The organism is Bacteroides sp., from assembly GCF_028690125.1.
GTDB lineage: Bacteria > Bacteroidota > Bacteroidia > Bacteroidales > Bacteroidaceae > Bacteroides.
In genome coordinates, this window is record NZ_JAQVBV010000065.1 from 1 (window position 1) to 16,015 (window position 16,015).

General features: G+C 42.1%; 14 protein-coding genes. 13 read left to right on the plus strand and 1 reads right to left on the minus strand.

Annotated elements, in window-relative coordinates:
• Positions 1-5 precede the first annotated feature (5 nt).
• Positions 6-125: a stalk domain-containing protein gene (locus PHO71_RS26320; protein WP_367279933.1), complete on the minus strand. Its 120-nt coding sequence runs from the start codon at positions 123-125 to the stop codon at positions 6-8.
• Between the two features lie 122 nt (positions 126-247).
• On the opposite strand from PHO71_RS26320, the gene PHO71_RS23490 reads away from it, so the two are divergent.
• The 13 genes from PHO71_RS23490 to PHO71_RS23550 all read left to right on the plus strand — a co-directional run bounded on the left by PHO71_RS23490 (position 248) and on the right by PHO71_RS23550 (position 15,742).
• Positions 248-1,744, plus strand: coding sequence for a hypothetical protein (locus PHO71_RS23490; RefSeq protein WP_300208281.1), 1,497 nt, complete (start codon positions 248-250; stop codon positions 1,742-1,744).
• 13 nt (positions 1,745-1,757) lie between these two features.
• Entirely contained in the window at positions 1,758-2,279 is a 522-nt protein-coding gene (locus tag PHO71_RS23495) for a hypothetical protein (protein ID WP_300208282.1), read from the plus strand.
• 53 nt (positions 2,280-2,332) lie between these two features.
• Entirely contained in the window at positions 2,333-3,778 is a 1,446-nt protein-coding gene (locus tag PHO71_RS23500) for a hypothetical protein (RefSeq protein WP_300208284.1), read from the plus strand.
• Between the two features lie 15 nt (positions 3,779-3,793).
• Positions 3,794-6,577 carry a hypothetical protein gene (locus PHO71_RS23505; protein ID WP_300208285.1) on the plus strand — a complete coding sequence of 928 codons (2,784 nt, stop codon included), beginning with the start codon at positions 3,794-3,796 and terminating at the stop codon, positions 6,575-6,577.
• A gap of 314 nt (positions 6,578-6,891) precedes the next feature.
• Positions 6,892-7,041 (plus strand): hypothetical protein, encoded by a 150-nt coding sequence (locus PHO71_RS23510; protein WP_300208287.1) that lies wholly within the window; start codon positions 6,892-6,894, stop codon positions 7,039-7,041.
• Between the two features lie 711 nt (positions 7,042-7,752).
• Positions 7,753-11,673: a CFI-box-CTERM domain-containing protein gene (locus tag PHO71_RS23515; RefSeq protein ID WP_300208290.1), complete on the plus strand. Its 3,921-nt coding sequence runs from the start codon at positions 7,753-7,755 to the stop codon at positions 11,671-11,673.
• Positions 11,674-11,798: 125 nt separating this feature from the next.
• Complete coding sequence (locus PHO71_RS23520) at positions 11,799-12,272, plus strand: leucine-rich repeat protein (RefSeq protein ID WP_300208293.1); 474 nt, start codon at positions 11,799-11,801, stop codon at positions 12,270-12,272.
• A 327-nt stretch (positions 12,273-12,599) separates the two neighbouring features.
• Complete coding sequence (locus PHO71_RS23525; protein WP_300208295.1) at positions 12,600-13,118, plus strand: hypothetical protein; 519 nt, start codon at positions 12,600-12,602, stop codon at positions 13,116-13,118.
• Between the two features lie 306 nt (positions 13,119-13,424).
• On the plus strand, positions 13,425-14,357 hold the full coding sequence (locus tag PHO71_RS23530; protein ID WP_300208297.1) for a DNA cytosine methyltransferase: 933 nt from the start codon (positions 13,425-13,427) through the stop codon (positions 14,355-14,357).
• A gap of 50 nt (positions 14,358-14,407) precedes the next feature.
• Entirely contained in the window at positions 14,408-14,758 is a 351-nt protein-coding gene (locus PHO71_RS23535; RefSeq protein ID WP_300208299.1) for a DNA cytosine methyltransferase, read from the plus strand.
• 68 nt (positions 14,759-14,826) lie between these two features.
• Entirely contained in the window at positions 14,827-15,258 is a 432-nt protein-coding gene (locus PHO71_RS23540; RefSeq protein ID WP_300208302.1) for a hypothetical protein, read from the plus strand.
• 2 nt (positions 15,259-15,260) lie between these two features.
• The gene (locus PHO71_RS23545) at positions 15,261-15,452 is read left to right on the plus strand and encodes a hypothetical protein (RefSeq protein ID WP_300208305.1); all 192 of its coding nucleotides are present in this window, start codon (positions 15,261-15,263) and stop codon (positions 15,450-15,452) included.
• The gene (locus PHO71_RS23550) at positions 15,452-15,742 is read left to right on the plus strand and encodes a hypothetical protein (RefSeq protein WP_300208307.1); all 291 of its coding nucleotides are present in this window, start codon (positions 15,452-15,454) and stop codon (positions 15,740-15,742) included. The genes PHO71_RS23545 and PHO71_RS23550 overlap by 1 nt, the downstream gene beginning before the upstream one ends.
• Positions 15,743-16,015: the final 273 nt, after the last annotated feature.

Below are 16,015 nucleotides of genomic sequence, written 5' to 3' on the forward strand. Positions count from 1 at the left end.
AGTGATTATTTAATTGTAATAGTCCGGGTTGCTGCATCCCAGGAAGCTGTAGACCCGAAAACCTGGGCTACCATTGCAACCGGCAGACATGTGCGTCCAGCTGTAATCTCAGGAGCTGTATCCATGGATGAATTGAAGAATATAACAGGTATTTGTCAAAATATAAGGTAATTTCTGTGAATGATTATTTAATTTATTACCGAATAGAGTATGTGAAACGAATAAAACCAAGAAAAGAGGAATGGATATGGATAAGGATACCTTGATAAGCGATATGTTGGGCAAAGACACCATTGAAAAATGGGATGTTATGACTTCTTTTGACCAGGCAAAGCTGAACGAAGTTTTATCACAAAAGTATAAAGATAACATTCTGGTCTCAACAGTAAAATGTACCTTCCAATATTCCGACCTGCTCTACGGAGAGAATATTAGCGTGGACATCGACATGAAGATCAACGAGCCGGTGATGGAGTTTATCCAGGGCTCGGAGAGTATGTGCAAGCTCAGCATGACCATTATGAGTGGAGAGTATAGGCTATCGTGGACAGAGGATGGCGAGTCGATGACTAGAAAGAAAAAGTTTCCTGAGGGTCAGGTAACCCTTGTCTGCAATGTCCCGATCGCAGCAATTCATGGAAGTCAAAATTCCCAGGTATCGGGTTCAAACACCGTGATCAATTTTATGCCGGAGGAAAAAGATTCCGCCAATTTTGTACTTCATTTTCAAAACAGCGACCTGATGAGTTCGGCAGTGGAGGCAGCGGGCAAGGGGCAAGGGTTGCCGGCGCCTTTCAGCGATCCTGGCTTTTTGAACAGTTTTTCTACGTCTATTAAGGGATTTTTCCATGATAAAGTATCCAGCATCGATTATACCCTGACGGAAATAACCAATGAAGAAGTGAAGCCCACTTTTAAGCTGACGCCAAAATCCTGCATTTTCAAAACCAATGTCGATCCAGACACAAAACGAAAAACTCTGGATATTTTCATTGAAACCGAGCAAAACCAATCCCGGGGATCGGAAAAAGCCTATTTCAATGCCGGGGGCGCAAAAACAGCTCTTCCTGAAGGCTATTCGGCGTCTATGGTGCTTTCCAAAAACCTCCTTTGGAATTCATATCTGGAACCCCAGCTCGAAGCAACTCAGTGGAAGAGCATAACCGAGGAAACAGCCACGGAGGGTGTGCATATTTCCGCCAAGATAGACGAAAAGATTACCGTTTATAAAGGGGAATCTTCATGGGGGTTCAGACCCTTTGAGGAGGAATTGGATTTGAGCCAATTTCCGCTCAAAATAGTCATAAATAAGGGGAAGATTTCCATGAAGTGGGAAATAAAATATTCGCTGGAGTACTTTCATGTTTGGAAACTGACTAAGATAGGTGAATATGCTGAAGAGGGAGCGGTGGATTTGACCGTAACCTGCCAAAAGACCTCGGACTTAAAATTTAAAACCGACGGAACGGAAAACCTGCATTTTGAAGTAGGTATGACCAAGGACGACATTACATTCGAAAAGAAAATCATCAGGAGCAGGGGAGAATATGCCCAAAAGTATATCGATAAGGCAATGGAACAGTTTAAAAACGCCTTTAAGCCCGTAAACTTGAAAATGGATGATTTGAACGTGTTTGCCCTGGGGAACCTGCTGTTTCATGGAGCGCACAAATTCAAAATCGATACCATAAACCCGTTCTATGTTCCCAGGGATCTGATCTTGTTCGGACAGTTGGAGCAATAGGAGGCGGAATAGAATGCGCACCCAGTTAATTTCGGCGGAACTGCTGGTTGAAAACAAGATGACGGGCGGTGAACAAAAGTGGGAAGCTTCCATCACCTTGGAGCCGCCTTCATTGGAGCTGTCCACACAGGATATGCCCGGATGGAGCCTTCACATGGAGGTAAACAGCGCCGAGTATAAAGTATACCGGAAGAAGAAAGGCCAGGAGTTTGATGCCGGGACGACGGTGTTATCTTTAGGACGGGGAGATGCTCTCCTGACTCGGTTTATTCCCCTGGAAGGAGCTTGGGGGGATCGAAATAAAACACATCCGGAAAGCAGGCGCGTTCTCCTTGATTTTGTCGAGGAGGGAAGCACTAAAGGCTTTTTTATGCATATGAAGCAGCATTCCTACGCTGCTTCAGATCTGGTGCTGCGTAATACTGATAAGGTCAGGAACAAGAAAGTCTTTCAGGATTTTGCGGAACTGATTTGCGGAAAGTTGGGCAGCATCGATGAAATCCAATGCGAGTTGGTCAAAGACGAAGAGCCGTAGCCCGAAAAAGATAAAAAGCATATGAAATATGGTTAACCAAAGGGGGAGAATGAATGGCGCAACAACAAATCAATGCCATCCTGAACGGTATCCTGACCGATCAGGATACCCGGCAGGAATGCTGTAACGTTTTATTGTCAGCTTCCGCGGAACAGGCGGAAGACTTTTTTCAAAGACACGGGTGTGAATACAGCGGGCAGGTGAGTAGGGAAGAAATTGAGCAGGTTCTAAGTGAGAATATCTTTGTGTGGGGTGGAACCTATTGCTTTAGCAAGCCGGGAAAATGGACGAAGTCAAAACTGACCATAGACGGTAGGCAACAGAAAGTTATTATAAATCAATCCGAACTGGCGGTTCACTCCCAGGGCGATGCCACCTTTAAATTGACTTCTAAAAAGAATCAGTTTGTTTTACGATTTGAAACAAAACAGATACAGGGAACGGAGGCCTCCCGGTCTGCATTTTCCGGAACAGTGGCCTTCCTGTCTACCCGAGCTGCAGCAGTGACGGATGACATTTCCTGCCTGGAAGACTCCGTTGAACAAGCCTCTGGAGAACAGTCCGATGACTGGTACGAATCTGAAGGGATGAAGATGACGGATGTTATGGTGATGCTGGTCGGCATCCCTGTTTTAATTTACGGCCTCTATGAATTGGGGAATAAAGCCTACGTGTATTATAAACACAATGAGGATCCGGCTAATGAAGAGTATCAATCCGAGTATGAACGGCTCAAAAAGCGTGTTGAGGATAATCAAGCAATTATCAAAGAAAACCTCCGGAAGAACCAATGGCTCATGGAAAAAAGTATTGCCAAGCAGATGGCGGAACAAATGAGAACCGTTTTTAATCTGAAACAGCAGGAGATCATGAACCGCTGGGAGTCTGTTTGCAATGACCTTTTTAACAATTGGAACGGCGATGCGAAGGCCCTTAAGAGAACCATCCAAAGGGATGATGGCAGCCTGAATCTGGAATATCGGAACCGTCTGCTCAACGAGGCTATAGGGAACCAGAGGATTTTTGATACGTATCAAGATGAGATTACAAGGCGGGTCAAGACTCTGGAGGGCAACCCGCCTGCCGAAGTGGTTTCTGCGGAATCCCTTTCCAAGGCCTTTGATATGGGGAGGGAACGAATCTTTGCGGATGTGGAGGGACGGATTTTGAAAAGCGGGTATTTGCTATGGCAGGTGGATGTCCGGGAGTCCGCCAGAAAGTGCGAACAGCTTGAAGGGCAGGAAAACCGGCTTGCTCAGGAGCTGGAACAGTTGGAACAAAGGATCAGCCAGCTAAATGCTGAGGTTTCAAGTGATCCGCGGGTGACGGAGGAACTGCAGGCTAAAAGAAGAGAACTGCGGGAGGCGGAGATTACCAGAGAAGAAAAACGACGGGAGCGCGAGGCTAAAAGATCTGCACGGGAGACGGAAATAGGGCAAATGGAAAACGCCAGAAGAGAAGTGGAAAAAGCCAGGGCCAAGCTGCGATTCAAGGCCTAAACAGGAGGAAAATTGATGGGAAGGTTTCCTGATGTAATTAATTCCGAAAGGCAGCTGATTGCCTACGAGACAGAGGACGCCTGCTATTTCCTGAGTGCCGAAGAGTATTTGGAAATTGGTTATGGAACGGAGATCGGAGATGATTTCCGGTCCAAGAAGCAGGTATATATTTTTGCGGAGCATTTGATTGTCAGTGGGCGATTCCGGGCGAATCAGGTGCTTATTAGCGCAGCTTCCATTGAGGGTATCAATGATCCTGTGATCGATATCTCACGTGAGGAAGGGGATAAGCACACCAAAGGGCTGCAGCTTTTTGTGGAGATTCTGGAACCGCAAAAAATATCTTTTCATGTTTGGGCGAGTTCCAGCGATCTTGATCAAGTGACAATTGCCGGGTTACGTTTTACTGCTGATATCATAAGCCGGTTGACTTCGGGGTACGGTTCAGAGAACCTGGCGGAGAAACTTGCTGTTTTGCACGACATAGGAGCGGCGGTTTCGGAGAGGTTTTTGCCCACGGTGGCAGGAGCCGTATACGAATGCTATAAAGACTATGATCCCGAGGCAGACCCTCTGCCGCCGCCGGAGGAAAAGGGACTGCCGGCGGCTTTGGAAGTCTACCTACAGTATCTGGCGAATGCGGGCGAAATGCTGCGGGGCAAAGAAAAGACGGAGATGCTTCGGGAAATCAACGCCTGCTTCGAAGCCATATCCGATGAGATATACCGGATGGATGCCATGTATGAATATTGTAGGCTGGAGCGCCTGATCTATGTTGCGGACGATCCCAAGAAGAAAAAGGCCGGGAAAGACTGCATCCATACGTATTCGGAGGCTGCGGAGGCCTATGAAAAGGCCGGCTTCCCTTGTCTCCACCCTCTGCAGTGCATGATGCGTTTGAATCGGGCCAAGACGTATTACGCGATGAATACCTTGGCCGGAAGGATCAACGCCAAAGGTGATACGGGGCTGAAATGCGCCGCCGATATTTTTTGCCTATTGGCTCGCCGGACCGAACCGGCTTTAAAGAAAAATGCTTTTTCCAGTATTCTGGACAGGACTCGGGCCATAGGAATAGATGCTTACGCTGAGAAACTGGAGTCGGTATATTATGAGGCAATGAAGTTCGGCGGAATGATAGGGCAGTCGTTGGATTATTTCGGTAATACAGCATACAAGGTGCCTAATTTGAGCTACAGCCTTTATAAGGACCAAGCGGAGACTATGCTTAACCATCTTAAGGAGATCGAATTGTCCTGCCATATCTGCGTTGACGAGACCAAAAACAATCAACAGAAAATGGAGGCACTGATCAAAGCGCGGCAAGCGGCGGAACAAGTCAGGTCCCAAAGCAAAAAGGAGCGAGAGGCATATGAGCAGGAGCTGACGATATTGGAAAAAAAGATCGGCGATTTGGATCGTCTGGCTCAGTCAGGGAAGGGAAAGCTAAAACAGGCTTTGGAGACCCTGGAGTCTGCTATCCAAAACAGGTTTGGCTGTTCGGCCGAGGATATATTGGGCGCTGTATCCATGATTGGGTTTGCTCCTTCCAGTAAACTTCTGATCGGAAGTCAAATCGCTGATCTGGCAAACAAATCCTTTCAGACGGCAGTAACTTCCCAAGGGCTTCACATTTCAAAGGAGTATTTGGTTAATAAGGTTTCCAAGGTTTCAGGAAAGCTGCAAGCAGTCCTGAACAGCTATCATGAACGCGCGGACCATACGTTGGAGCCTGACGATCCGGGGGCGGAAAAACTGTTGGTGCAGTATGATGACCTTACGCAGGTGATGGATGATCTTCACGGGATAGCCCAGGAGGAAATGGATCAGGTTCGAACTCTTTTGGACGGCTATGTGAATAATATCTTGCTTCGAAACAACGCCATTATGGAGTACAATTATGTGATTATGGGCATCAGCGTCCTGAATACCCAAATGCTCAACAGCAAGAGAGAGGTTGATGAGTGCAACTTATCTGCCCTTAGGATTATGGATCATGATTTGGTGGCTGCGGCTGCCTTTCTGCAGAATGCCTGCCAGCGGTGCAAAACGAAGGTTATGCGCATAATCTATCAGGAGCTTCGGGCTTTCAGGTTCCGGGCGTTGTCCGGGATTGAGAATATTGCGGCGGATAATTTTTTTGATAATGAGCCCTGTCGGATTACCTCGGATGTGTTAAGGAGTTTTCACCTGGATATTTTGGATGCCTATACAAAAGCTCTCAACAACCGGAAAAGCAGGATGCAGGCCTTTCCAAGGGCTTCACAGAGTAAAGGTCTGTGTTATCATTTTCCTCAGGCAGTGCGTGAAAAATTGCTTGAGGAAATAAAAAGCGCAAAAGAAGGGGATATTCATATTGAATTTCATATCCCTGTCCCGGAGCAGAATACTGACTTTCAGGAGAATTGCTTTGCAAGACTTGGCAATGTCCGGCTGCGGCGGGTGAAGCCGGTGATTTGCGGGATTCGCCTTCTGCCTAGCAGCACACCGGAACATTTGGTACAAATTGATTTGCAGCACAACGGAAGCGAATACATCTATGATGCTGAAGCAGACAAGCAATATTTATTTGTTCACGACCCCCTGCTTATTCGGTACAGTTACTACTTTGAGGATGAATCCCGGGTGGTATTGGACGGCGACATGCAGGACAAATACGAAAGAGAAGATGCTTTTGCCAATTTCGGCCCTTTTACGATTTGGACGCTTAGCATTGATAAAAACCTGCGAAAATATCTGGATTTCTCACAGGTTAGTGATGTATACTTGTCCTTCTATGGTATTGCTATGCCCTATTAATAACCCACATGCCTCTGAAAAACGCAATTTATTATAATATTCATCCGGTTCTGGTTTGGCGTGTCTGTAACTGCATACAACGTGGGAAAGTCCCGCCTCTACCAATTAAGAGTCTACGTTTATTGGCCCATTTCTCAACCTTATGTGCTGCTGGCTGAATCCAAGACTATGAATTCTAAGGATTTCCCGATACTTGGTCATTTTGATGACCTCCTTCAAATGTATTTACACTATTAGGTGCATTGATACATTATATCGAAGGAGGCTTTTAAAATGGTTTCCACTTGCGGTGCATTGGTTTCCACTAGAACGGAATGGCGGTAAATGAGGAACCTATAGAAATTGATCTCGGCGATGCAAACAGTGATGGAGCAGACTATACCCTTATTGCTCAACAAGAGCTATGGAATGAAGTAGCACGTAAAATTAGTGAAATATATGGACATATACTTTCTGCGAATTAGGTCCGGAGAATATGTTATATACCAGGGGACAAAATTTTTGAAGCCCTGATAATCTTTAGATTGCCGTTTATACATAACTAGATATGAGTCAGCAGGAAAATAATTGAGAAGGTAACAACAAGCTGAAATGAAATAAAATTGTCGAATATTTAGAAATAAATGCGGATTATAAATAAAGGGATTGATTGTAAACTTGAAGAATACCTATTGTGGGATTTTATTTATGTTAAAATCTTATATTTATACTTGTCATGTAACAATGAACTAATAACTATCAAAAACCAGTGTTTGCTTGCGCACCCTTTGAAAAAAGAGCATGCATCTCCTTAATTTTTTATTAGGTATTGAGGATTATCAGTTAGCCAAAGGCGGGTAAAAAGTTTAACAAAGTACAGATACAGGGCGTTTTACTTGGGAGGAAGCAATTATGATAGCAAAGAACTAGCTTAGAGTAATGTCGTAACCCATTTGGCTATCGAGAAGGTTCCTGTCAGGTACATAAAGATAAAAATGTGAGTTAATCGGCAAGATCATGAAAGCAAGAAACTTGGCTAAAAAAGATATCTTTAAGAAAAGAGAAAGTTCACGAATTCCAAGAGACTATTTTAATTATTAGTGGAGTAATAATTCATGAACCTACAATATAGTAAAAAGCTTGCAATAATAATTTTTGGGATTCTTGTTTGCTTTAACATACTGCCTATTACCACTATGGCGGAGGAAGTTGACACTAATCCACCAACAGGAACTTATTCTATTAACGACTTCAATAGCTATTGTAATTCCTTTAGCATAAATATAGCCAACCTGGAACAGGCTACTGAATATAATGTCTTGAATAATACGGTCAAGTTGTCTGACGATCCAGTTTCAGTCGACCAGCCTTTAGTGAATATTAAGCAGGTTCTCAGTACACCCGACCAATTGTCGGTTGAATTTTATAACAAGAATAATACTATAATTGCTACCGCTACGCTTAGTAACGGGCAGCTCAACATAACAAGCGTTAATATGGATGAATGCTTTATTGCTACGGCCGCCTATGGTTCGAAATTTAAACCTTCCGTTGTGCTATTAAGAAACTTTAGGGATAGCTTTTTATTGACTAATCCCTTGGGAACCAGATTAGTACAGTCCTATTACCGTAATTCACCGCCGATAGCTTATTTCATTGCTAATCGAGGCTATTTAAAGGCATTTGTTCGACTAGTCTTGGTTCCATTCATTGCAATGGCCTACCTATGTTTTCATCCCCTGCTATTACTGCTTGTAGTGCTACTCATCACATTACTGGCATTTTCCGTATGGAACAGGTGTCTGTTCAAGTGGCGCCGGAGTGTATCCCTGCTCTTATTAATATCCCTGTCCCTGTCGATCATTAACTTCCCCATTCCTCGCCAAGTTCTTGCTGTTACTTCATCGGCAGAAGAAAATATTACTCAGGAGAGTGTTTATCAGGCCTGTTCCTTCAGCGGAACCTTGACTATAAACGATGTATCTGATGATTCAATTCGTATTGGCAAAGACATCTACTCTGGAGACAGTAAATATTATGATTTGGCTCACCTGTTGGCATCGTTAAAATATGGAGGAAATAATTGCTACGTTAAGAAAATTGGATTTTGGTATAATATCCAGAGTCTTACTAATGAAAATATCGGGAATCCGGAAAAGGCTGAAAAACACTATCTGGTAACTGGTTGGAACCTTCGATATTGGTATAAAACCGATATTGACATATCTGAAGTAGAAGATAATAGTCCACCTCTATTGATACAGGCTAGCCAGGACATAAGTACGGACCAGTTTATTTTGCAGATAAACGAACCAGTATTACTGCCAGATTCCAGTGTATCAGTACAACTGGTTAGGAATGATAATAATGAAGCCCATGTTGGCCAAATTATTGGTTTTGCCGATAATTCACGCACTAGAATAAGCGTAAAAACCGATAGTGAACTAAGTAATGGAATTTGGACTGTAAAAATTTATTCAATCAAAGACGAAGCGGGTAATATATCTACCTTACAAATTGCAAATCTAGAAGTATATAAATTGATTGACCCTGATACCGACACTGATACTGATGGTTTGTCCAACTCTTTTGAAAGTCTTCTAGGAACAGATTACACAAAATCTGATACTGACGGTGACGGTCTTGAAGACGGTTTCGAATATATTAAAAGTTTAACAGACCCCCTTATTATAGATACTGACAACAACGGCACTAATGACGACCAAGAAGATGCAGACGAAGACTTACTCACCAATATCCGGGAACAAGGCCTCGGCACAGATCCAAGCGATATTGACACTGACAGTGATACACTTTCCGATTATGCCGAAATTGAAACATATAATACCAACCCTCTCAATGTCGACACAGATGGTGACGGTCTTAACGACGGCGATGAAATCACTCTCGGGCTTGACCCGACGAAATTAAGCACTGATGGTGTAACACTTGATGGTGAGCGTACTTTCTCGCAAACACTCAGCGCCGACAATTTTGACGGAGAACTCGTCGATGACGATGCTGTTATTATTCCGTCACTTTTTGGTAATGTGAACGGCACCATCGACAGCAACATAACCGTTGAAGTCGCAGACACAGATGCTTTTGATGACAATCGAGCGGTAATCGGAAATGTTATAAACATTGATTCCGATTACGAGGGCTCTTCGCTTATACTTTCTTATGATGCGAGCAAGATTGTTTCAGAATATGACGAAGATTATGCAAAAGATTTAGTTATTTGCCAAGTAGGAGGCGAGAACGGTTTAACTCCGCTTACCACAACATACGACCGCGGTAAAATATCTGCGAATATTCCCGACCGCGGCGAATATCTTGTACTGAATGTCGATGAATTTCTCCGAATGTTCGGAATTGACGTAATGGCAAGTATTACATCGGAATCTGTTCTTGAAACTTTCTCAACACCAATCAGCGGGCCTAGGTTGCAAATGTCGTTAAACGAAGAAGAACCTAAAACGTTTGACAACAACGTAACCTATGAACCGGAAAATTATACTCCTTCAATGGAAAATGCGATACCAAAAATTACTGCATTTAATGCTGTTTCTCGTGCAGTATTGGAGTCCGCAATGGGTGTAGCAGATATAGCTTTCGTTATAGACACAACAGGTTCGATGGGCGATGAAATTTACAACGTGCAAGAAAATGTAAAATCTTTCGCTGATCAACTTGTAAATGTTTACAACGTTAATGCAAACTTTGCACTTGTTGATTTTAGAGATATAGTTGAAGATGGCAATGGAAGCACATATATCCGCAAGAACGGTGTTTCAAACTGGTATTCAAACGTATCGGCATTTAAGCAAGCGGTAGAAGGTATGTCAGCAGATGGTGGCGGTGATGACCCTGAATGCGATGTTGATGCTCTTGAAATGTCGCGTCAGCTTGATTGGCGGACTACAGCAAGCAAGTTCATAATACTTGTTACGGATGCTCCGTACAAAGTTGACAATAACTACGGCATTGAGTCGATGGAGAAGGAAATCAGTCTACTTGTAAATGACGGAATAGTAGTTTCTGTAATTACGTCCTCTTCCTTTGAATCAACTTATCAAGACCTTTATACACAAACGGGTGGAATTATTGCCAACATCTATGGAAGCTTTGGAACAACCCTACTTGCTCTTGCCGATAAGATTGGCGATGTAACGTCTAAGGGAACGTGGATTATTCTTGACGATTTTCAGCAAGTAAGGCTTAACGATCCTGCCGATGACCCTGATGAGGATACCGATGATGACGGTATTATGGATTACAGCGAACTTGATAGTAAAAAGACGGTAAAACTTGATTTATTTATACAATTTCTGTGTTTTTCAAAAGGGGTAAACCCAGACCTCTATATAGGTAAGGATTCGATTGAAGTCTGGTCATATAAATCGAATCCCACTAGAGAAGACACAGAAAATGATGGAATACTCGATAAAGAAGATACTGCTCCAAAGAAAAAAGGTCTTGCGGGTGGAATTATTGGAAAACTCTATCTTGTCTCCTGCTACAATTCCGAGGACGCAGCTTGGACTTCTGGACACGCGTTTTTTGCTTATAATACTTACGTTAATGATACTCTTAACTTCAAGAATCTTGCAGTAGGTTGGAGCAAGATTGATAGTTCAAGGGAATGGTCTAGTGACAATGTACTTAGGGACGTCCCCCCTGTAAAAGAATATCAGATTAAAAGGGGACAGTATCTGACACTTGGTAACGGAGCGCTAGGCGCAGAAGGATTGTGCGGCGGTGGTGGAGATGCTAACGGGGTATCTTATAATATGGAAGTGTATAAGCATCTTACTCCCTCGTTTGGTTACTCATATTTAAAAAACACATATATCGCTATGGAAATGACGCAAGATAAGTATGACGATATGATTGCACATTTAAGTGAAGATGGCGTTAACAAATGGACGTATACACACAACTGTACTACTGTAGCATCTGAAACGTGGAATCTAATATCCGACACAAAAGTTGATGCTACATCGTGGTCATTTATGTTAAATACTGTTGCTACGCCAAAAGGATTAAAAAATAACTTGCGTACTATTTCAGGACACAAAGAGGATTTCGCCCTTGCTGATGCTTTGAAAGAATGAAAGTATTTTCAAGGGGAAGTACGAGATTACCTTGCGGAATTTGAGGGTATATGAAAAGGAAGTCAAAGTACAAATTATTAATAATATTAGGCGTAATTCTGATTATAATTTTTATATCATATATTATGTTTAATTCGATTTTATTTCGTACAGTGACAGGACAAATGCACTGGAACATCAGCGAAACCATTGAAGACAATTTAAAAGCCGAATTAATTATTAAAGATTTTGGCTATTGCATAAAAATATATGGTGAAGGGAGAATGGCTTCTTCTAATAGTGATAGTAATTGGACTTCTGATTTAGTCAATATGAGCTATGGATGGAAAGTTCAAATAAAAGAAGTAATTGTTGAAGAAGGGGTCAAATCTCTTGCTTCGGGTTCGTTTGTTGGATGTAGTCAATTGTCTTTAGTGAGTATTCCTAAAAGTATTGAAGTCATAGGCAGTAGAACCTTTTCGTATTGTAGTAAATTAGAAAATATAAATTTTTCTGGAACAATGGGCGAATGGAATAAAATAGCCGAACAGTCAATAGGTTGGGATTTTGAAAGTAGCGTTAAATCTATAATATGCACGGATGGAATTGTAAATTTATAAATTACCCTATTTAAGTTAATTACTTATAAAGAAAAATATTTGTTTATAAAGTCAGAGGAGTATGTTTTTAATCAAGCACTATTTTAAGAAGCCAATGTTATTTAATTACCATAATCAGGTAACTTTCAAATATATTGGTAGAAGCGATTAATTACCATATTTATGGCAATATCTTCTACACTAATGCCGCCCTACATACTACTTTTCATTCCCAAAATAATGCTTTTCAGTTTGAATAGGAACTGATTCCTGCCCAACCATTCCATATTACTATCTAAATTAATAAAAAGGGGGTAGAATCGCCATGAAATATGGCGATTATTTGTTATGAAAAAGAAATACTATTCATTTGTTATTTTGTTATTCTTTATTGGAATCTTTTTATTTATAGGATTAACCCAGTTAATGCTTTTGGATTCTATTGAACAAGCAGAAGACAAATTTATTACTGCATTGGTTACGGGTAATCTGGAAGAGGCTAAAAAACATGCCGATGGTAAGGTCTTATGGCATCTAAATTCAGCTACACTACCTAAAGCCAAACTTGAAAGCATTAAAACGTCAGTAGTGGCGTACAGCAATAATTGGGCTCAGGTTGATACCAAAGTAGAATTTTCAGCAAACGGAATAAATGATGTAGGCTGGTATAGGGTAGAACTTGCAAAAACAGGGGGATGGAAGGTAATAAGCATCCGTCAAACCGATTGCCCGTTGTTTGGTAAAGGCAATAAAATATCAGAGCAGGACTTGGAATCTATTAAACGTGTGTTTGCAAATTATATGGATAAAGTGAAAACAAATGATTTTCAAAACATAGGAAAATGTCTAGCCGGCACTGCACGTTAAGCCCATGAAGCTCATCAGGCTGAGTTAAGTTCGCCGCTGATACAACAGCATTCAAATCTAATAATCATGCCTTTATGGGGCGATAAGCAAACAGCCCTGGTTAAGTGCACATACAAAGTGGATGATAGAGACGTTGCGGTTGTTGCCGGATTTTATAAGACATCCCAAGGATGGAAGCTAGTTAAAATATAATAAACATTTCTTAGCTCGAAGCCGCCAGAAGGCGGTTTTTTTATTGGGGTGTGTTTTTTATTTATGCGTGTCAGAGATGGACCTATTATATTTATTCTTTTATTCCTAGTCTTGATGGCTACAAAGCCCGTATTGGCCGACGTTGCATACTGGAATTACAAAATAAATCCCGCTGAAACAATTATCGATACTGCCGGAACTACAGCCTATGTTGACACAACACTGCACGAAATCCGATTGCAGCAAATTGCTCCCAAAACGGTATCTATGTGGGGGGATGAATATCTGGATTATATAGTCCTTTCTCCTAATGGATTTAAGCATTTTGCTTTCGATGATGCAACAGGAACGATGAAAGAAGTGGCGTTATTAGGGAAAAACACTATGACAAATCCCTTAACCCTTTTTATAAGCAACCCCTATCCTGATGCGGTCATATTCAATAATCAGAACAGCAAAATAACACATTATTCATTTACCGGTTTGGATATGCAAGAGAATCCGGCTATGGCTGTCAGTGGCATTACAAATGTAGTAACTGTAATTGATTTATTTTGTGGCGCTGGCGGTAGTTCGAGCGGTGCATCAGCTGCCGGCGCATGGGTGAAATATGCCGTCAATCATTGGGCGGTTGCGATTAAAACCCACAAAGCAAATCATTCAAAGACGCACCATATCCAGAATAGGCTAGAGCTTGTCGATCCCCGGCAATTTCATGGAGTAGACATGATAATTGCCAGTCCGGAATGTACAAATCATTCCCGAGCAAAAGGCGCAAAACCTCGTGATGAACAGTCAAGGGCAACGGCCTTTGAGGTTATTCGTTTTGCGGATTTGATCCGGCCAAGGTGGATAGTGGTAGAGAATGTACCTGATTTTCAGTCATGGGCACTATATCCCGTGTGGCTGCAAGCATTAAACAAATTAGGATATGGTACCAGAGAACAAATTTTAAACAGCGCTGATTTCGGTATCCCACAGACCCGGCAACGATATTTCATGACTGCTGAACTTGGAAAGGTACCGCAAAGATTGAACCCACAGTAAGCCAATGGATATCTGCCAAGGAAATTATCAACTGGCATGCAGACTATCCCTTGTCGCCAGTTTCTACGAAAGCCGAGAAGACTCAATTAAGAGTGGAAAAAGGCATTAATGCCCTTGGTTGCGATGAGCCTTTCATAATTGTCTATTATAGTTCAGGTTCCCCATTTCAATCACTCGAACGGCCACTTAGGACTATTACCACTCGTGACAGATTTGGGCTTGTGATTCCCACTTTAAAGGGTCATATGATGCGAATGTTGCAGCCAGATGAATTATTGGTCGGACACGGCTTCTCACCCTTATATAAGGTATTGGGCAGCAAAAAAGATCAAGTTTGCCAGATAGGGAATGCTGTAAGTCCGGGCGTAATGAAAGCAGTTGTAAAAACATTGGCTGCGTAGTCTGTTTCGCAGTCTGTTTAAGATGCGACATAAAGGAGGTTTGAATTTTGATATTTGAAATTATAAATATGAGTGATAATTATACTCTTGAATCTGACGATTTTAAGATGGCCTGTATTGCCGTGTTGATGCTGGGAAAAGGACATTATGCCCTGGACGAAATAGATGGCGAACATCATATGCCTATTTTTCTTTTCGGCGGTCATGACGAATGGTTTAAAAATCAGTTTGGTTCAACGGTGCCGGAGTTTTTGGAATTAAATAAAAGCGAGGATTGGTTAAAAATAGCCGAGTGCCTGGACAGTGTTATGATCGGTGGGCCAAACGAGAGGAAAATGTATTGCGATGCCCTGGCGCTAATTGAAGGCGAAGATAAAAAGAAGGAATGGCGGGATAAGTGGCATAATACCTACCGCAGTTCCATGAACAATATAGGCAAAAGAGCCTGGGCACTGGCTAGAGCACTCAGGGAAAAGGCCGATGCGGAGAAGGAGGAATAAGGTTGAACAGCATTTTTATTGGGTGGGAAGCCACTATTATAGACGGAAATTGTGCGGGCATCACCGGCATGGTTGTGGGCGCAAACAGCCAAGAAAATACCGTGGAAATTCAGGTTGAGCCAGGAACTTATATTACTACTACTTACGATAGAGTATACCAATCCAGAAAGAGGACAGAGAAAGAGGGAGATTAATGGCTGAATTAGTTTTAGGAAGTTATGAAGGCTGCGGAGCTTGTGATCTATGTAGCGAAAATATAGATTGCAGGAAAATGAGTGTTCCTGTAAATATCACCTTCTTAAAATCACAACAGGCTGATAATTGGGGCAGGTTTGTAACAGTATTTAAAAAAGGTGAGCAGATTAAAGGAATGGCTGTAATAAAGGACAATAAAATTTATTGCGCTTCAGCAGAATCCAATCTTTACGAAGGATATGAGGATTTTATATCTCTTGAAAATGTGGAAATTGAACTAAGCGTTTAGTGCGCATCACAATAAAGTGTTTTAGTTAATTTAAAAGGTCCGAAAGCTGACGGAATTGCCTGACCAGGAATTGCTGGATATAATGACCATATCTTGAGAAAGGAAAGACGCCTCTGTTAAATGTGCAACTGCAGCAACAGAAGCACCAGAAGCACCAGAAGCGTCCTCACCAAAGGTATGGTAATTGTATCAAACTATAAACTGGTTTTAAACCCTGATAAGGGTGTTTTTTGTTAGGAGTCTGGAGCAGAATTTTTGTCCGTGCTGTAGTGG

What these genes read in the sequence shown, in the direction of transcription:
- PHO71_RS26320 (WP_367279933.1), bottom strand. Translation starts at nt 125, where the DNA reads ATGGATACAGCTCCTGAGATTACAGCTGGACGCACATGTCTGCCGGTT.
- PHO71_RS23490 (WP_300208281.1), top strand. Translation starts at nt 248, where the DNA reads ATGGATAAGGATACCTTGATAAGCGATATGTTGGGCAAAGACACCATT.
- PHO71_RS23495 (WP_300208282.1), top strand. Translation starts at nt 1,758, where the DNA reads ATGCGCACCCAGTTAATTTCGGCGGAACTGCTGGTTGAAAACAAGATG.
- PHO71_RS23500 (WP_300208284.1), top strand. Translation starts at nt 2,333, where the DNA reads ATGGCGCAACAACAAATCAATGCCATCCTGAACGGTATCCTGACCGAT.
- PHO71_RS23505 (WP_300208285.1), top strand. Translation starts at nt 3,794, where the DNA reads ATGGGAAGGTTTCCTGATGTAATTAATTCCGAAAGGCAGCTGATTGCC.
- PHO71_RS23510 (WP_300208287.1), top strand. Translation starts at nt 6,892, where the DNA reads ATGGCGGTAAATGAGGAACCTATAGAAATTGATCTCGGCGATGCAAAC.
- PHO71_RS23515 (WP_300208290.1), top strand. Translation starts at nt 7,753, where the DNA reads ATGGCGGAGGAAGTTGACACTAATCCACCAACAGGAACTTATTCTATT.
- PHO71_RS23520 (WP_300208293.1), top strand. Translation starts at nt 11,799, where the DNA reads ATGTTTAATTCGATTTTATTTCGTACAGTGACAGGACAAATGCACTGG.
- PHO71_RS23525 (WP_300208295.1), top strand. Translation starts at nt 12,600, where the DNA reads ATGAAAAAGAAATACTATTCATTTGTTATTTTGTTATTCTTTATTGGA.
- PHO71_RS23530 (WP_300208297.1), top strand. Translation starts at nt 13,425, where the DNA reads ATGGCTACAAAGCCCGTATTGGCCGACGTTGCATACTGGAATTACAAA.
- PHO71_RS23540 (WP_300208302.1), top strand. Translation starts at nt 14,827, where the DNA reads ATGAGTGATAATTATACTCTTGAATCTGACGATTTTAAGATGGCCTGT.
- PHO71_RS23550 (WP_300208307.1), top strand. Translation starts at nt 15,452, where the DNA reads ATGGCTGAATTAGTTTTAGGAAGTTATGAAGGCTGCGGAGCTTGTGAT.